This window comes from Flintibacter sp. P01028 (genome assembly GCF_041925235.1).
GTDB classification, from domain to species: Bacteria; Bacillota; Clostridia; order Oscillospirales; family Oscillospiraceae; genus Lawsonibacter; species Lawsonibacter aceti.
The window spans coordinates 95849-114230 of the sequence record NZ_JBHEVC010000008.1 but is presented as its reverse complement, the minus strand read 5'-3'; the positions used below and the strand labels follow the sequence as shown (position 1 = coordinate 114230).

Here is an 18382-nt window from a genome sequence, read left to right as displayed (position 1 = left end):
GCTTTTCCAAAGAAAAAGTACCCTTGGTAGACATCTGGTAGACACCCAGAAAATGGAAAAGCGGGAAAGCCCTGTTTCCCAGCGCTTTCCCGCTTTTTTTGGTAGACATTTGGTAGACAAGATCACAAACTTACATCTTGATATGCCGCTTGAATAGAAACGAGCCGCTGGCGGTATAAATCCACAGCCTCCTGCGGGGCCACCAGCTCGATACCGTCTAAGGCAAAAAGCCAGCCTAAAAACTGGGGACTCATGACTAGAGAGAGGGTGACCCGAAAGTGGGACTCCCCGTCAGGGACCAGAATGATGTCCTGTCCGAAGCGGTCCCAGACCACGCCGGCCATAGATTGGCGGCCCCGAAGGGTAACTGTCATCTCTTTGCCGGAATACATGGCAAAGTGCTTCTGGCCGTAGGAGGCCACCTGAAAGTTGGGATACTGCTCCTGGCCGGAGCGAGGAAGATTGGTGACTACGATATCTGCCATCTTGTCCACCCGGTAGTGGCGCATTTCCTGATTGACATGATCAAAGGCTACCAGGTAGTAGTTCTCGTTGTCCCAGATCAGGCCATAAGGAGAGACAGTATACCGCTTGCCGTCCCGGCGAAAGACCTTCTGGCGAGAAATGTCGTAGTCGAAATATTTGAAGGTGATGGCCTTCTGGGCGGACAGCGCCCCATGGAGCCTGTCTACATTATAATAGATGCTCTCGTTCATCACCTTGATCCGCCCGCTGACATAGACCTGGCGTTGGAGCTGCCGGGCCTGGTGGATGCTAGCCAGCCCCTCTAGCTTGCGAATCAGGGCGTCGCTCTTTTTCTGGGTGATAAAACGGGAGGACTGTACTGCGTCCATGAGCAGCTTCAGCTCCGGCAGCTCAAACTCTCGGGAACCGATGAACCAGCCTGGTGAACGGCCCTTGCGGCTCTGAACATCCAGGCCGAACAAGGAAAGTGTCTCAAGGTCGTCATAGATACTCTTTCGCTCCGCTTTGATGTCCCGCTTGGCCAGCTCCTGAATCATCTCAGGGACGGTGATGGGGTGATCCTCGTCCGTCTGCTCCAGCAGGATCTTGGACAGATAGAGCAGCTTGGATTTTTGATTGGCGCTTTTTGCCACAGGGCATCTCTCCTTTCTCGACTCAAGGATAGCAGAGCCTATGTCCGATAAATAGGACTTTATTGCCAGTGGGCCCAGACGTCGGGACAGTAGCCCACGGTGGCCTGCCTGCCATTCCTGACGATTGGGGTGCGGAGCAAAGACGGGTCCTGGTAGAGCTTCTCCAGTTTAGCTTGGTCGGAGGCCAGATAGGACAGCAGCGCCGCGTCCGGGTGTCCCGTGTCTACCATGACGGCTAGTCCCACGGCGTTTTTCACGCTGGTCAGCTCCCCCAGGCTCATGCCATACTTTTTTACGTCCACAGCCTGAAATTTGATGCGCCGTTCCTTAAACCATCGCTCCGCCTTTTTGGTGTCGAAGCACTTGCTTTTTCCAAAAATCTGAATATTCATCCTATATCCCCCACAAAGATAAAACGAGGGCCAGAATACCCGTCCCGCGTTATCCACTCGCTCCACATAACGGCCGGCCGGACCCACAGTCCGCCCTCCCCGTATAAGGCCCGGTAGACCACCATAGCCTCCCCGGTCTCCGAGTGCGTGGCGGAACCGAGCACCTGGTATTCACTCCCTTTAAAATGGCGGTAGCGCCCCGGCTTGATGTCCATATCCAGTCCCTCCTGTTTTTCCAAAGTATATCATATTCAATTGAACTGGACAAGCTGCCGGTTGGCATGAAAGGCAACCGGCCGGACCATACTAACCGTTACTAACAAAGGAAAGGACGGTAGCGGTCCATGAAAGCAGTTATTATGGCCGGCGGGGAAGGCACCCGGTTGCGGCCCCTATCCCTTGGTGTCCCAAAGCCCATGACTCCCCTGTTCGGGCGGCCGGTAATGGAGCACATCATCACCCTGTTAAAGCGCCACCACATCACCGATATCTGTGTCACTCTGTGCTACAAACCCCAGGCAGTGATGGACTACTTTGGCAGTGGGGAACAGCTGGGCGTCCAGCTGACCTATTTTGTAGAGGAGGAGCCTCTGGGGACCGCCGGAAGTGTTAGAAACTGCCTGTCCCACCTGGGGCGGGAGGACTTCCTGGTCATCAGCGGGGACTGTGTCTGCGACCTGGACCTGACTGAAGCCATCCAGGCGCATCAGGAGCGGGAGAGTTGCGCTACTCTGGTCCTCTACGCCCACCCCAAGCCTCTGGAGTACGGTCTGGTCCTCACCGACGAGCAGGGGCGTGTACAGCGGTTTGTGGAAAAACCCTCTTGGGGCCAGGTGGTTACCAACATGGTAAATACAGGCATCTATATCCTATCCCCACGGGCTATGGAGCTGGTGCCCCAGCAGGGCCCCTTTGACTTTGGCAAGGACCTGTTCCCTACCCTGCTGGAACAGAGGATGCCTCTGTACGGCTGTCCCCTGGAGGGCTACTGGTGCGATATGGGGGACTGCGGAGCCTATCTTAAGTGTGTTCAGGACGCCCTGGATGGACGGGTAACAATGGACCTGAATATTCCCCAGCGGAGCGACGGGATCTGGTCCGCCCAATCTCTTCCCCAAGGGATCACGCTGACGCCTCCCTGCTGGATCGACCGGGATGTGGAACTGGAACCAGGCGCCATTGTAGGCCCCTATGCGGTAATCAGCAGAGAGTGCCGGGTGGGAGAACGGGCGGTGGTCCAGCGGTCCGTCCTGCTGGAAGGAACCGCCGTAGACTCTAGGGCCTCACTGGACGGCGCCATTTTATGCCCCGGCTCTGCCGCTCAGAAGAAGTCTATTTTGAAGGATGGAGCTGTGCTGGGGGACAACGCCCTGGCGGAGGAGGGGGCCATCCTGTTGGAGCGGGTGCGTCTGTGGCCTGGGCAGACAGCCCCCGCTGGCTGTCGGCTGGCCCGATCTATCACCAGCGGCAGCCAGAAGGGAGTGCACCGCTTCGGGGATGGCGGGGTAATCCGGGGCGTGCTGGGCGAGGATCTGGGGCCAGACGCCCTGCTGGGGATCGGCAGCGTCCTGGGTGTGGAGGGCCAGGTTGGACTAGGATGTTCCAATACTCCCGGAGCCAGAATGCTGGCCCGGGCGGCCGCGGCGGGAGCCGCGGCCGCAGGTGGTCAGGTGCTGACCTATGGCCTGGACAGCCCCGTCCAGGGAGCCTGGGTGTCCGCCTGCCGTATGCTGCCCATCTCCCTCTTTATAGAGGAAGGGGAGGAGCGCGTCTTTCTCCATTTCTTTGACCGCCAGGGCCTGCCTCTGGAGCGGGCCAGGGAGCGGAAGCTGGAGCACGCCCTTCTCCAGGGGGAGTTCCGGCGGGTCCGAGCCCGGCAGGTGGGGCAGATGGAGCGTCTGGAACTGACGCGGAGGCAGTGGGCCGACCAAGTGGCTGCCGCCGCCTCACTGGGTCACCCCGCCCTCCGCCGGGTGACGGTGGCGGTGGAGGGAAATGGTCCGGATGACCGGGCCATACGGGCGGTCCTCCTGTCCCTGGGCTGCCAGGTGGAGGACCGCTGGCGGCCGGGCATCCCGGCCTTCCGGGCCAGCCACGGCGGCTTCTGTCTTACCGCCCAGGATGAGCGGGGCGCCATCCTGGATTCCAGCCAGCTGCTGGCCCTGGTGGCCCTCATCGAGATGGAGAACGGTTCTGGCAGACTGGCCGTCCCCTCCGGGGCCAGCGCCGCGGTGGACTTGGTAGCCGCCGGTTATGACGGGACCGTCCTGCGGCTGGACCGGGACGGAAAGCCAGCCAGGGACCTGTATGCCGCTCAACCTTGGTTTTGGTCGGCGCCCAGCGCCGCAGCCCGGATCTGCGCTCGGATGGGCGTATCGGGCCAAAAGCTGGACGCGCTGATCTCCAAGACCCCCCGCTTCTCCTCCTGGCGGCGGGAGGTCCCCCTCTCCTCAGACCGGGGGCGGGTCATGGAGGCTATGGTTCGGGAGCAGGGCCGGACCTGCGGGGGCGAGGGCCTACGTGTCCACACTGGGGGTGGCTGGGTCTATCTGGTCCCCCTGGCCCGCCGGTCCGCCCTTCGGGTGGTGGGCGAGGGCCCCGACCTGGAGATCGCCGCCGAGTTGTGCGATTTCTACGCCGGGCGGGCGGCCCAGCTGGACCGGGCCATTTCTGAACAATGTGCCCAAGGAAGGGATAAAAAGTAGTTCTTTTGTTCTCTTGAAAGCAATAGTATACTTTTAGAAAAAAGTGTGGTATACTATCTGTGCCAGTAATTGGCTTTGTTTTTGATTTATGCGCGTACGGGCCCCAGGCCCGCGCGTTTAAATATATCCTGTGCGCCCAAACCGTGAGTAACAGGCGGGGTCGGCCCACAGGGGACCAAGGCGAGATCCACTAGACAGGCGAAGGGACCATTTTCCCCTCCGGCGAGGCAGGGCCGGAGGGGGGCAGTCCTTCCGTCCAGTAGCTGTGCCGTGGGGCACGGCTGGTTTTTGTGGGTCCTTTCGCCGCTACATCCAAATTAAAACGACGACAAGGAGTATTTATGGCTGAAAAATTGAAAATCATTCCTCTTGGCGGCCTCAACGAGATCGGCAAGAACCTCACGGTTTACGAGTACGGCGGCGACATCGTGGTGGTGGACTGCGGCATGGGCTTCCCCGACGACGATATGTACGGCATCGACGTAGTCATCCCCGATGTCAGCTATCTCATTAAGAACCAGCAGAAGATTCGGGGCATCTTTATCACCCACGGACATGAGGACCACATTGGCGCCCTGCCCTATGTCCTCCGCTCCATCAACGCCCCTATCTACGCCACCCGGATGTCCGCGGGCCTCATTAAGCTGAAGCTGGAGGAGCACCGTCTGCTGGATAAGACCAAGCTCATCACCTGCGAGGCGGGGGATGTGGTCAAGGCGGGGAAATTCAGCGTGGAATTTATCCACGTCAACCACTCTATTGCCGACGCGGTGGCCTTTGCCATCAAGTGCCCTGTGGGAACCTGTGTCCACACCGGCGACTTTAAGATCGACACCACCCCCATCCAGGGGGGGATGATGGACCTGGCCCGCCTGGGCGAGCTGGGCAAGGAGGGCGTGCTGGCCCTTCTGGCAGACTCCACCAATGTGGAGCGCCCCGGCTATACCCGCAGCGAGCGCAGCGTGGGCGCCTCCTTTGACGCCCTGTTCCGGGGGTGTGAGGAGCGCATCATCATCACCACCTTTGCCTCCAATGTGGACCGCATCCAGCAGATCATCGACGTGGCGGCCCGGTACGGCCGGAAGGTGGCGGTCACCGGCCGGTCCATGGAGAATGTGATGAAGGTCTCCTCCGAGCTGGGCTATATGAACATCCCAGACGGAGTGCTCATGGACCTGAACCACATCAAGTCACTGCCCAAGGACCGGGTGTGCATCATCACCACCGGCAGCCAGGGCGAGACCATGTCCGCCCTCACCCGCATGGCCTTCAACACCCACCGCCAGGTGGACCTGCTCCCCGGAGACCGGGTCATTATCTCCGCCTCCGCCATTCCAGGCAACGAGAACGCCATCGGCAACGTGGTCAACGAGCTGTACCGCAAGGGCGTGGAGGTGATGAACGAGCGGGAGATGACCCTCCATGTATCCGGACACGCCTGTCAGGAGGAGCTGAAGATTGTCCACGCCCTGGTCAAGCCCAGGTTTTTCATCCCCGTCCACGGGGAGCAGCGGATGCTCCAGATCCACGCCAAGCTGGCCCAGCAGATGGGCATGACCCCCAACCAGGTCATCATCGGCGACATCGGCCGGGTCATTGAGCTGACCCATTCCTCCGCCAAGCTGGCGGGTACCGTCACCGCCGGGCAGGTCTTTGTGGATGGCTACGGCGTGGGCGACGTGGGCAGCGTGGTCCTTCGGGACCGGCGGCACTTGGCCCAGGACGGCATGATCGTGGTGGTCCTATCCATGTCCGGCGAGGACGGCGCTCTGGTGTCCGGCCCGGATATCATCACACGGGGCTTCGTCTATGTGAAGGAGTCCGAGGGGCTGATGGAGGAGCTGCGCCAGGTGGCCCTGGAGGCCATCCAGTCCGTGGACGGCCGATACGCCACCGACTGGTCCGCCATCAAGGGGGCCATCAAGGGCGACCTGTCCAACTACCTCTATAAAAAGACCAAGCGGTCCCCCATGATCCTGCCTGTCATCATGGAGGTCTGACGGCCTTAACAAATGAAAACAGCCCCCTGGGTGTACGGTCCTGTGCCACACGCCCGGGGGGCTGTTATTATAATGTAAGGGGACCGTGATCTCATGTCCTGGAGATGTGTGGTAGCACGGGGAACAGCAGCCCCAAGCAGCGGGTTCCCCGCCCCAGGCAGAGATCCCCTGAAAAGCCGCCAATTTCCTCTGCTGTAACAATCCGGACGCAATATTACGGTTCTGTTACACTTGTATCAAACCCGTTGACTTCAAATTTGACTTCTGCTAAGATAATCACGAGGCAAGGGGAGTTATACAGGGCTAATGCCCTAAAAAGTCCTCAAAGCCTCGAAAAAATGGGGATTTTGTCAGAAAAGTCCCCGAAAAAATTTAAGGAGGAATCCCGAATGAGAAACCTGAAACGGGCTCTTAGCCTGGCTCTGGCTTCCGTCATGGTCATGGGCCTGATGGTAGTCGGCACCGGCGCGAGCTACGCCGATGTGTCTTCCGAGCAGAATCAGGAAGCCATCGAAGTTCTCCAGGAAGTCGGCATCATGACCGGCGACGAGAACGGCAACTTCAACCCCAACGCTAAGGTCACCCGCAACGAGATGGCCGTGGTCATGTCCAACCTGCTGGACTACCGCGTAGCCAACTACAAGGGCACCAGCCCCTTCACTGATGTGCCCTCCTGGGCCGAGCCCTATGTGGCTGCCTGTTACACCAACGGCATCATCGCCGGCTACGATGCCAAGACCTTCGGCGGCAGCGACTCCGTCACTACCTCCCAGGCCGCTCTGATGCTGATGAAGGCCCTGGGCTACTTCCAGTATCAGTCCGACTTTGAGGACGACTGGCAGTTCGCCACCATCAAGCAGGCTGGCAAGATCGAGCTGTTTGAAGATGTGGACTCCGGCGTTACCGAGGCCATGACCCGCAACGACCTGGCTCAACTGGTTCTGAACGCTCTGGAGTCCGGCATGGTCGAGGCTGACGACGACACCATCAAGGTCAACGCCGACGGTGTGATCGTAGAGGCCGGCAAGGTCACCTACAATTATGTCACCAGCGACAAGGCTTATGCCCGCGCCATCAGCGATCTGCAGCCCACCTCCTCCACCAGCTCTACTAAGGGCTCCATCGTGGAACTGGGCGAGAAGCTGTACAACGGCGACCTGAAAAAGGACGAGGGCAGCGACGATTTCAACCGTCCCGCCAACGTCTGGACCTATAAGTCCAGCGAGATCGGCAAGTATGCCGACTCCGCCGAGCAGACCTGGACTGTCAAGGTCACCGAGAAGGCTCTGTACCAGGCTGTCGGCTCCGCCGCTTTTGATAACTACGACTGGGCCATCTACCAGAACGGCGGCCTGGTTGCCGAGGACACCAACGCCGCCCCTCACGCTGCCCGCGACCTGGCTATCGCTCACAGCAAGACCAGCAGCGAGCGCGTGCTGACCGCTGACAAGGGCGTCCTGACTGAGGTCTTCGTGGACTCCGACAAGGAGACCGTCGTTCTGACCCTGATCGACACCGGCGTAGCCAAGGTCACCAAGGTCACCGGCGACGAGGGCGACTACGAGGTCACCGTGTCTTTTAAGACCAAGGTAAACAACGGCGCTGGTTCTGCTTACACCCCCGACAACAAGTTCACCACCGATCAGAAGTTTGAGAAGGACGACATCGTCATCTACACCGCTTCTGTTTCCTCCGGCGAGATCGAGTCCCTGGCTGTAGCCGAAACTGTAGCCGGCAAGGTCACTGCTGTGAAGAACGCCGACTACGCCACTCTGGACGGCACCAAGTACAGCTACAACTACGCTTACACCAAGGCTGTCGCCGCCAACGGTATCGGCACCGGCCTGTACAACCTGGAGGACAGCGTCGCCGACGCCAACCCCGTCATCGACAAGGAAGCCACCCTGTATCTGGATGCTTACGGCTACGCCGTGGCCTTCGAGGGTGATACCGCTACTGCCGAGGATTACCTGTTCGTGAAGGAAGTGGGCACTGTCTTCAACAGCGAGCCCTCTGCCAAGGTCGTCTTCTATGATGGCACTGAGGACACCATCACCGTAGACCAGATCATCGACGGCGGCAAGTCCTATGACGCCGTTAAGAATGGTGGCGACAATAGCACCACCAAGACCGTTGCTGAGAAGACCATCTACAAGTTCACCAAGGGCTCCAGCAGCTATGACCTGGAGGTCGTCGCCGAGAAGGCCGGCACCAGCGCCACTGTGAAGAAGGATGTTCCCTCCATCTCCGCCACCGGCACTGCGAATGGGCAGGCTACCAACAACAATACCGTGTTCGTAGACGTGGAGAATAACAACTCCTGGGTCGGCTACAAGAACGTATCCAGCAAGACCGGCGCTGATGTAAAGCTGGTTCTGAACAGCGACAACGTGGCTGAGGTCGTCTTCATCTATGGTAACTTCACCAGCGATGCCGACGCCGAGGACTACATCATCCTAAAGGGCACCGGCTATCAGGCTGAGAAGGACAAGAACAACAAGACCGTCTATCGCTTCATCGACGCCTATGACGCCAACGGCGAGAAGGTCGAAGACCTCTATACCGCCAGCGAGACTCTGGCTAAGAATGCCAAGAAGGCTATGTACCTGATCGACAAGCGCGATGGCGATGACTATGTCCAGACCTGGACCGCCAAGTTCGATCTGAAGAGCAACGCCGGTAAGGCCGCTGCCAACTGGGCTACCGCCGCCAAGGACGGCGTGCTGACCCTGAACACTGGCATCACCTTCGGCGGCAACGCCAAAAAGACCTTTGCCTATGACGACAACACCGTCTTCGTGGTGGTGGAGCTGAAGGCCAATGGCGATGTGGACCTGCTGCGCACCGGCGATATCTCTGATATCGAGGCCGATACCACTCGCGCCGCTGACACCACCGGCGTGTATGTCATGACCGTGGACAACGAGTATGACCAGGCTCCTCTGGCCGAGACTGTCCTGGTTGTCGTACCCGACGACAAGGGCATCACTGAGGGCGGCAAGGACCCCGTGGTGACCACCGATGGTTCTGTGACCGTCGGGCTGACGAACTCCAGCAGTCTGGCTATGACCATCACCGCTCCTACCATTGATGGCAAGGACATCTCTGGTTGGGAAGCCAAGAATGTCACTGTGAAGACCACTCTGACTGTTGACGGGAAAGACTTCGCTAAGACTGTCAGCAGCGCTAAGGATGAGAAGGTTTCTCTTGGTGCTACTCTGAGTTCCCTCGACGACAGCGCACTGCCCAATGTGGCTATCTCCGGCAGCCATACTTATCAGGCTACTGTCGTTGTCACCTTCCAGGGCATGGACAACAACACCTATACTCTGACCGGTTCCAGCGCCATGATCTTCTCCTAAGCTTTTATTGGTCAGCAATCTAAGACAACCATAACGTGTCGCCCCTGGGCCAGTTGGCCTGGGGGCGATTCTTTCATATCAGGCTAGTGCAAGGTAATGGTATACCGTCCCATTTCGGTTGGTGGCAATATTGGCAGCCTTGCTCTGGTCCGAGAAAATTTTGACGGCAAACCCGGTGTCCGTGATTTCCGCGCAAATGATGTTGCAGCGGTCATTTTTTAACCGCAGAGGGTATCCGTCTAAGATCAAGCCGCCCTGACAGGTAAAATAGTTTGGTGGACAGTAGTAAAAGCAGGTCGTTCCATCTTCTGGAAATAAAAGCACCGCCTTGGGACGGAACCCCAGATAGATTGTCCGGTCTGCCGTCCCGTCGCCGGTATAGGTCCCGGTGACGATTCTTGGAATTACTTTGTCTAACTTTGCGTTGTCAGCATTGAAGTCCTCCCGGAGGACGGGGTCTTCCGCCGCCCATTGATTGAGCTGGAAATGTTCCGTGTAACTGCTTGCCATAGTCCATCGTCCTTTCTGTGTTTGAAATCTTTGATTGGGGCGTGAGGCCTTTCCCTCTGTCTAACACAAAAAACCGCCCCGGAGTGGGACGGTTTCATACATTTTTTGGAAATTATAATACTTCTATATTCAAAAAAAGAAAAAGGGCGCCGCGGCTGCGGCGCCCTGATCGAATCAGAAAAATCTTACTTGTGATCCACAGAGTACATGTGCTTGATGAGCTCCAGGACCTTGTTGGAGTAGCCGATCTCGTTGTCGTACCAGGACACGACCTTCACAAAGGTGTCGGTCAGGGCGATGCCGGCGTCGGCATCGAAGATGGAGGTACGGGGATCGCCCAGGAAGTCGCTGGACACCACAGCCTCGTCGGTGTAGCCCAGGATCCCCTTCAGTTCACCCTCGGAGGCGGCCTTCATAGCGGCACAGATCTCCTCATACTTTGCGGGCTTGGCCAGGTTAACGGTCAGGTCCACCACGGACACGTCCAGGGTGGGAACACGCATGGACATACCAGTCAGCTTGCCGTTCAGCTCGGGGATGACCTTACCCACGGCCTTGGCGGCGCCGGTGGAGGAGGGGATAATGTTGCCGGAGGCGGCGCGGCCACCGCGCCAGTCTTTCAGAGAGGGGCCGTCCACGGTCTTCTGGGTGGCGGTGGTGGAGTGGACAGTGGTCATCAGACCGTCGGTGATGCCCCAGTTATCGTTCAGAACCTTGGCGATGGGGGCCAGACAGTTGGTGGTGCAGGAGGCGTTAGACACGAACTTCATGTCGGGGGTGTACTTATCCAGGTTGACGCCGCAGACAAACATGGGAGTGTCGTCCTTGGAGGGGGCGGACATAACAACCTTCTTGGCGCCTGCGTCCAGGTGGCCCTGGGCCTTCTCTTTGGTCAGGAACAGGCCGGTAGACTCCACCACATACTCGGCGCCCAGTTTAGCCCAGGGCAGGTCAGCGGGGTTGCGCTCGGCGGAGACAGGGATCTCCTTGCCATTGACGATGATGGCGCTCTCAGTGTAGCCGATCTCGGCCTGGCAGTGGCCATGCATCGTATCATACTTCAGCATATAAGCCAGGTAGTCGGCGGGACACAGGTCGTTGATGCCAACGATCTCGATCTCGGGGTGGTTCAGGCTGGCGCGGAACACCATACGGCCGATGCGGCCAAACCCATTGATGCCAACTTTGATGCTCATGTTGAAAACTCCTTTTTTTCAAAGAATCAATATCTATTGCTTCCACTGGTATTATACCCCGTTTCAATGCCTTTTGATAGTGACTTTTTTCATATATTTCGGGAGGATTTTCCAATACTTTTCCGATAAAATTGGCAATTCGACAAGTTAAGCGAGGACTAGGTAGGATTTTCGGAGGTTCTTTGGGGTTAAGGCGGGGCTTATCCGCCGCTTTCCCCAAAGAGGCTGTTTTTCGACTTTTCTCTTGTTGCCAGTGGAAATTTTTGATATACTGGAAATGCGTCATGATAGCGGCGCAGGCAACACATCCTAACCGCGCGGCTGTCTTCGGTACGCGCCTTAAGAAACCCTGACCGAAAGGATGCGACATGATCGAATTAAACCTGTCTATTTTAGAAAATCTGCCAGAGGCGGCGGTCTATGTCGTGCTGGGACGGATCACGGCCATCAATCCCATGGCGGCCCACTATCTGCCCCAGTTGGAGATCGACGGACCGGTGCCCGGTTATCTGGACCTGCCCCGGTATGGCCCTAAGGGGGTTGGCACGTTTACCGCCGGACGGACCACCTATGCCTTCAGCCGTACAGACACAGGAGAGGGACAGTTGTTTTTGTTCCACCCCGCCCCACAGACGTCGCTGACAGACCTGCAGCTGGAGGGGACTATCCGGCAGATGCGGCAGCTGATGGCGGAATTTCTGACCCAGATCGGACCCATGACAGAGGGGGGAGAGGGGAAGCTCTCTACCGCGGCCCGGGAGAATTTCAGCAAGAGCTACCACCGGATGTTCCGACTGCTGAACAACCTAGATTTTGTCACTTCGGCTGCCGGGCCGGACGGCATCCCCTTCCGACCGTCCGTATTAGACCTGGCTGGGCTGTGCCGCCAGATCGCCCGGGACGCGGGCCAACTGCTTCAGCAGGACACCCACCTGGAGTACCGCTCTGACCTGCCCTCTCTGCTCATCCAGGGAGATATCCCCCTCCTTCAGCGTATGCTGCTGGGGCTGATCTCCAACTCAGTACAGACGATGAGGGGTGGCGTGGTGCTCCTCTCTCTGCGCCGTCAGGGTGACCGCGCTGTACTCTCCCTCACAGACAGCGGGGAGCGGCCCTCTGACCGGCAGTTGGCGGCCCTGTTGCAGCAGGACACTGATCAAGCTATCCCCCAGCCCGGCCAGGGGGCCGGACTGGGCCTGTCGGTAGTTCGGCACATCGCAGCCCTCCACAGGGGGACCATGCTGGTGGAGTGGGGTGAGAAGGCCCCGGTCATTCTCATCTCTCTGCCTGCTGGTGCCCAGGAGCGGCTTGCGGTGCGCACACCGGAGGTACAGCAGGATGGCGGCCTATCCCCACTGCTGGTAGAGTTGTCCGACGTGCTGCCCCCTCAGCTCTTTGGTCAGGAAGGGCTGGACTAAAATTCTTTTGCGGACGGCCCGGAATAAGAGTTCCGGGCCCCTTTTATGCCCGATAATTCTCGAAACCCCTTGACGGTCCCCGCCGCCCAGGGGTAAAATATCTTGTTTGTATTAGGAAAGAACGGGGGAGTCTTTTGTGAGCAAGACAGGCTTTGACAACCAGCGGTATCTGCAGCTCCAGTCCCAGCATATCCAGGACCGGATCGATCAATTCGGGGGCAAGCTGTATCTGGAATTCGGGGGCAAGCTCTTCGACGACTACCATGCGTCCCGCGTCCTGCCCGGCTTCGCGCCGGACAGCAAGGTCCGGATGCTGGAGAAGCTGAAGGACAAGGCGGAGATTCTCATTGCCATCAAGGCCGGCGATATCGAAAAGAACAAGGTCCGTGGGGACCTGGGTATCACCTATGACAGCGAGGTACTGCGCCTCATCGATATTTTCCGGGGCAGGGGCCTGTTCGTGGGCAGCGTGGTGGTGACCCAGTATACCGGCCAGCCTGCCGCCGACGCCTTCCAGTCCCGGCTGGAGCAGTTAGGCGTCAAAGTGTACCGCCACTACCCCATCGCCGGCTATCCCCATAATATCACAAAGATCGTCAGCGACGAGGGCTTTGGAAAAAATGACTATGTGGAGACCAGCCATCCCCTGGTGGTGGTCACCGCCCCCGGCCCGGGGAGCGGGAAGATGGCCACATGCCTCTCCCAGCTCTACCATGAGCACAAGCGGGGCATTGTGGCCGGCTATGCCAAATTTGAGACCTTCCCCGTCTGGAACCTTCCGCTGAAGCATCCGGTAAACCTGGCCTACGAGGCGGCGACCGCGGACCTGGACGACGTGAATATGATCGATCCCTTCCATCTTCAGGCCTATGGGCAGACCACCGTCAACTACAACCGGGACGTGGAGGTATTCCCCGTTCTGGCGGCCATGTTTGAAAAGATTACCGGAAGCTGCCCCTATAAGTCCCCCACTGATATGGGGGTGAATATGGCAGGCAACTGCATCACTGACGATCCGGTGTGCCGGGAGGCCGCCTGTCAGGAGATCGTCCGCCGCTACTATGAGGCCCTGTGCGATCAGCGCCAGGGCCGTGGCTCGGAGGACACGGTATACAAGCTGGAGCTTCTGATGCAGCAGGCCGGCGTCACCCCCGATATCCGCCCTGTGGTGGCAGCGGCCGCCCACATGGCCGAGGAGACCGGCGAGCCCGCCATGGCCATCCAGCTGGCAGACGGCACTATGGTCACCGGAAAGACCTCAGAGCTGATGGGCTGCTCCGCCGCCGCCCTGCTTAACGCCTTGAAATATCTGTCCGGCGCGGGAGGCCACGGAATCCATCTCATTGCCCAGTCCGCCATTGAGCCCATCCAGACCGTGAAGGTCAAGCATCTGGGTTCAGCCAACCCCCGTCTCCACAGTGACGAGGTGCTTATCGCCCTGGCCTCCTCGGCCAACGCCGATCCCAAGGCCGCCAGGGCCCTGGATCATCTGGAAGAATTAGGGGGATGTCAGGCCCACTGCACCGTCATCCTCTCCCCCGCCGACGCGGTGACCTATAAAAAGTTGGGCCTTCAGCTCACCTGTGAGCCCCAGTACCAGACCAACAAACTCTATCACCGGTAACATGAAGGGTGGCGTTGGCTTGTCCAAACGAAGTTCAGCAGAGACAGCGCTCCTTCTGGGGGCGCTGGTCTTCTATCTGTATATTGCCTGGTCGGTGCCATACAGTACCACGGACGATCTGCAGTGGGGCATGGACCAGGGGCTGCGCTGGTGGCTCCAGGGATCGCTGAACAGCCGGTATGTGGGTAATTTCTTTGCCGTTGCCATGTGCCATTCTCCACTGGTCAAAACTCTGATCATGGGGCTGACCATGTTCGCTATCCCTCTCCTAATGGCCCGACTGGCGGCTCGTGGGGAAGAGCGGTCCCTCCTGCCCATTTATCTGGCCTCCAGCGCGGGGCTGCTGCTCATGCCGCCCGTCATGTGGCAGGAGACCTACGCATGGGTGTCCGGATTTGGCAACTATGTAGTGCCCACCCTCTTATTTCTGGTATGGCTGCTTCTGGTACGCCGCGTCGTGGATAGGGGCGGACATCGTCTGCTCTGGGCTGTTCTTTTCCTTGCCCTTGAGGTGGTTATGGGGCTGTTCGTGGAAAATTTGACCTTGCTGTTTTTGGGGGCCGCTCTGCTGACCGCCCTCTGCTCCTTGGGAAACAAATCCGCGCGTTTGCCCCTGTGGGCGGGATTCTTAGGCTCCGCCCTGGCAGCGGCCATCATCTTTGGCGGCGGTTCTTTTTCCCACCTACTTTTGGAAGGCTCCGCCCTCAACGGTCTGCGTGACCTGACCTTCGACTGGTCTGGGGGCCTCCCAGCGGCTTTGACTGGTATCCTGGAACAGTATTTCGTCCGCCTGCTGCCTATCAGTTTCCTGCGGGGGCCCCATATCGCCCTGCCCTCGGCGGTCATCCTTGCCCTCGGCTTCTGGAACAGCCGGCTCCGTCCCCTGGCGCTTCTGGGGCTTCTGCCGCTGGGTTACCACGGGCTGCTCCTCCAGACTGAGGAATACGACACTCCCGTTCGAGTTGCCGTCAGCGCCCTGATCTGGGCCCTGGTCCTTTTGGCCCCGTTGGTTCAGCGGACAGAACCTAGTGTAAAGCTCGGCCGGTTCCTCCTCTGCTTGGCCGCCCCACTGTCCTTACTCCCCCTGGCCGCTACCACTACCCTGGGCCAGCGGCTGTATTTTTTCCCCATGGCCATGCTGATTCTGACCGCCGCCGATATGGCCGCCCCGCTGCTCGCCCGTTGGCCCGTCCAGCTCCTGACCAGTGGGGCGCTGGCGGCTCTGATGATCTGCTGGGGGTGGATGCACTGGACAGTGCTGGGCTGTACAACATTGCGGGAGGAACTCACCTCCCAGGCGGTGGAACAGGGAAACGACACCCTGATCCTGCCTACCGACCGGTACGAGAGGGTGGTCTGGCACACCCGAAACCCCTGGAATGTGGAGTACGCCGACTACTACCGCCAGTTTTATCACATCCCCGACCAGGTAACGCTGGTCATCCTGCCCGCCGGCTCCTATGAGTGCTGGCCGGATGTTGACCCGGAACAGTGGGAACGGAGGCTGGAATTTTTCCCCTCCAAGGACTACACCCCCTCCTTGCCCTAAGAGGAAGACCGCTCCCCCAGCAATGCCGGGGGAGCGGTCTTTCATTTCAGGCGCCAGATGTCCTGATTGTATTCCTGGATGGTCCGGTCAGAAGAGAAGTAGCCCGACCTGGCGATGTTGACCAGCATCTTTTTGGCCCAGCCCTGCCGGTCGCCGTAGTCACCCACACACTGGTCCCTGGCGGCGATGTAGTCCTCTGTGTCCAGCAGCGCCATGAACCAGTCCTTGCACTTCATATCATTCCACAGGGCCGACAGGCAGGCAGGGTCCCCGATGGATAGCAGCTCCGGGGACACCAGGAAGTCCACCAGCTCCTCGATGCTCGGACGGTGGTAGAGGTCCAGCGGCCGATAGCTTCCTTCATCGTACATTTGGATGACCTGGCCGCTCTGTACGCCGAAGGTGTAGATATTCTCTGGCCCCACCAGCTGGGCGATCTCTACATTAGCTCCATCCATCGTTCCTAGTGTGACCGCCCCGTTAGCCATAAACTTCATGTTCCCGGTGCCGCTGGCCTCCTTGGAGGCCAGGGAGATCTGCTCCGAGATATCACAGGCGGGGATCAGCCGCTCCGCCCAGGTCACATTGTAGTTCTCCACCATGGCCACCCGGAGCCATGGGCGGACCTGGGGGTCCCGCTCGATGAGCTGCTGGAGGCAGAGGATCAGATGGATGATGTGCTTTGCCATGGTATAGGCCGGGGCGGCCTTGGCCCCAAAGAGGACGCTCACCGGCCGCTGGGGCAGCCGGCCCGCCTTGATATCCAGATACTTCCGAATGATATACAGGGCGTTCATCTGCTGCCGCTTGTACTCATGGAGCCGCTTGATCTGGATATCAAAGATAGACTGTGGGTCCAGGGCGATGGACTGCTCGGCCCACAACAGGCGGCAGAGCTGATTCTTGTTGTCCTGCTTGATAGCCAGCAGCCGCTCCAGCACCGCCGGATCGTCCCCGAAGTTCAACAGGTCCTCTAGCTGCCGGGGGTCCTTCCGCCAACCGCCGCCGATGCACTGGTCGATAAGGCCCGCCAGGCTGGGATTACAGGCCTCCAGCCACCGGCGGAAGGTAATGCCGTTGGTCTTGTTGTTGAACTTCTGGGGGTAGAGGTCGTAAAAGGGCTTCAGCTCAGACTCTTTGAGGATCTGGGTGTGGAGAGCGGCCACCCCGTTGACGGAAAAGCCGTAGTGGATGTCCATGTGTGCCATGTGGACCAGCCCTTGGCTGTCCAGAATGGCCACACGGGGATCTGGATGGTCCTCCCGGACCCGGCGGTCCAGCTCTTGGATAATAGGGACCAGTTGAGGCGCCACATCCTGGAGAAAGGAAAGGGGCCACTTTTCCAGTGCCTCCGCCAAAATTGTGTGGTTGGTATAGGCACAGGTGCGGGACACCTGATCAATGGCCTCATCCATAGACAGTCCCCGGTCCGTAAGCAGGCGGATCAGCTCCGGGATGACCATAGAGGGGTGGGTGTCGTTGATCTGGATGACCACATGATCAGAGAGCTGACGGGGAGAAAAGCCCCGTTCCTCCAGTTCCGTCAGGATGAGCTGGGCGCCGGCGGATACCATGAAGTACTGCTGGTAGACCCGAAGCCGCCGGCCCGCCTCGTCGCTGTCATCGGGATAGAGGAAGGAGGTCAGGCGGTGGGCAATGTCCTCCTTGTCGAAGCTGATGCCTACCCAGGGCTGAGGAGCGGGCCGCTCCACGTCGAAGAGGTGGAGGCGGTTGGCGCACCCGCTGCCCGCGCCAGGAACGACGATATCATAGAGGACCGCAGTCAAATCAAAACCACCGAATGGGACGGAGAAGGTCCGGCCGGTGGCGATGAGCCAGCTGTCCGGCTGGATCCAGGGGTCCGGCTCCTCCGCCTGCTTGTTATGGACGAACTTCTGCCGGAACAGGCCATAGTGGTAGTTGAGTCCAACCCCGTCCCCAGGCAGCCCCAAGGCGGCGATAGAGTCCAGAAAGCAGGCAGCCAACCGGCCCAGGCCGCCGTTGCCCAGAGAGGGCTCCGGCTCCATAGACTCAATGATCCCCAGGTCACGGCCCAGGTCGGACAGTATCTTCTTCACTGGGTCATAGAGGCCCAGCGCCAGCAGATTGTTGGACAACAGCTTGCCCATCAAAAACTCGGCGGAAAAATAGTACAGCTTCCGGCCGCTGTCCGGAGCGGGAAGGCTTTGAGCCATCTGTTGGGTAAGGAGTAGCAGCCCCTCATAGAGCTGGCCGTCGTCACACTGGTCCGGGGCGCGGCCAAACCGCTCTTGTGTCAGCTGCCAAAACCTCTCTTTCAATTCCATGATAGGATCTCCTCTCTGGCCCCAAGGGGGGCCGGAAATGGGAACAAGTTCCAATTCGGCCAACAGTATATCAGTAAGAACCATGGCACGTCAAATCTTTTGAAAAGATTTTTCCCAAATTTTACATAGATATTAGAACTTTCTACCTATTTTTGAAAATCAACACCTTCCAGATGGAATTTTTTATCAGAAATCCATGGCG

At 58.9% G+C, this 18382-nt stretch carries 12 protein-coding genes; 6 read left to right on the top strand and 6 right to left on the bottom strand.

The window, feature by feature from the left end; translation table 11 throughout:
• Positions 1-122 precede the first annotated feature (122 nt).
• The 3 genes from ACEVJK_RS13155 to ACEVJK_RS13145 are packed head-to-tail and all read right to left on the bottom strand — an operon-like array spanning position 123 to position 1725.
• Complete coding sequence (locus ACEVJK_RS13155) at positions 123-1118, bottom strand: YafY family protein (RefSeq protein WP_186852886.1); 996 nt, start codon at positions 1116-1118, stop codon at positions 123-125.
• 59 nt (positions 1119-1177) lie between these two features.
• Positions 1178-1510: an arsenate reductase family protein gene (locus ACEVJK_RS13150; RefSeq protein ID WP_147572395.1), complete on the bottom strand. Its 333-nt coding sequence runs from the start codon at positions 1508-1510 to the stop codon at positions 1178-1180.
• Complete coding sequence (locus tag ACEVJK_RS13145; protein ID WP_147572394.1) at positions 1507-1725, bottom strand: DUF1653 domain-containing protein; 219 nt, start codon at positions 1723-1725, stop codon at positions 1507-1509. The genes ACEVJK_RS13150 and ACEVJK_RS13145 overlap by 4 nt, the downstream gene beginning before the upstream one ends.
• Before the next feature lie 129 nt (positions 1726-1854).
• On the opposite strand from ACEVJK_RS13145, the gene ACEVJK_RS13140 reads away from it, so the two are divergent.
• From ACEVJK_RS13140 to ACEVJK_RS13130, 3 genes are all read left to right on the top strand, one after another.
• Positions 1855-4215 carry a sugar phosphate nucleotidyltransferase gene (locus tag ACEVJK_RS13140; protein ID WP_374740774.1) on the top strand — a complete coding sequence of 787 codons (2361 nt, stop codon included), beginning with the start codon at positions 1855-1857 and terminating at the stop codon, positions 4213-4215.
• A gap of 341 nt (positions 4216-4556) precedes the next feature.
• On the top strand, positions 4557-6215 hold the full coding sequence (locus ACEVJK_RS13135) for a ribonuclease J (RefSeq protein ID WP_186852889.1): 1659 nt from the start codon (positions 4557-4559) through the stop codon (positions 6213-6215).
• A gap of 389 nt (positions 6216-6604) precedes the next feature.
• A complete protein-coding gene (locus ACEVJK_RS13130) occupies positions 6605-9577 on the top strand; it encodes an S-layer homology domain-containing protein (RefSeq protein ID WP_374740773.1) in 2973 nt (990 codons plus the stop codon).
• A 78-nt stretch (positions 9578-9655) separates the two neighbouring features.
• On the opposite strand, the gene ACEVJK_RS13125 is transcribed toward ACEVJK_RS13130, so the two are convergent.
• Positions 9656-10087, bottom strand: a complete 432-nt coding sequence (locus tag ACEVJK_RS13125) for a hypothetical protein (protein ID WP_186853382.1) — start codon at positions 10085-10087, stop codon at positions 9656-9658.
• 185 nt (positions 10088-10272) lie between these two features.
• Entirely contained in the window at positions 10273-11283 is a 1011-nt protein-coding gene (gene gap / locus ACEVJK_RS13120; RefSeq protein ID WP_147573480.1) for a type I glyceraldehyde-3-phosphate dehydrogenase, read from the bottom strand.
• A gap of 368 nt (positions 11284-11651) precedes the next feature.
• On the opposite strand from gap, the gene ACEVJK_RS13115 reads away from it, so the two are divergent.
• From ACEVJK_RS13115 to ACEVJK_RS13105, 3 genes are all read left to right on the top strand, one after another.
• A complete protein-coding gene (locus ACEVJK_RS13115) occupies positions 11652-12701 on the top strand; it encodes a sensor histidine kinase KdpD (protein ID WP_240286495.1) in 1050 nt (349 codons plus the stop codon).
• A gap of 136 nt (positions 12702-12837) precedes the next feature.
• Positions 12838-14325, top strand: coding sequence for a DUF1846 domain-containing protein (locus tag ACEVJK_RS13110; protein ID WP_186853384.1), 1488 nt, complete (start codon positions 12838-12840; stop codon positions 14323-14325).
• Between the two features lie 19 nt (positions 14326-14344).
• Entirely contained in the window at positions 14345-15874 is a 1530-nt protein-coding gene (locus ACEVJK_RS13105; RefSeq protein ID WP_340405949.1) for a DUF6056 family protein, read from the top strand.
• Positions 15875-15915: 41 nt separating this feature from the next.
• Here the strand turns inward: ACEVJK_RS13105 and ACEVJK_RS13100 are convergent, their stop codons facing one another.
• Positions 15916-18180, bottom strand: coding sequence for a glycogen/starch/alpha-glucan phosphorylase (locus ACEVJK_RS13100; protein ID WP_340405948.1), 2265 nt, complete (start codon positions 18178-18180; stop codon positions 15916-15918).
• Positions 18181-18382 lie beyond the last annotated feature (202 nt).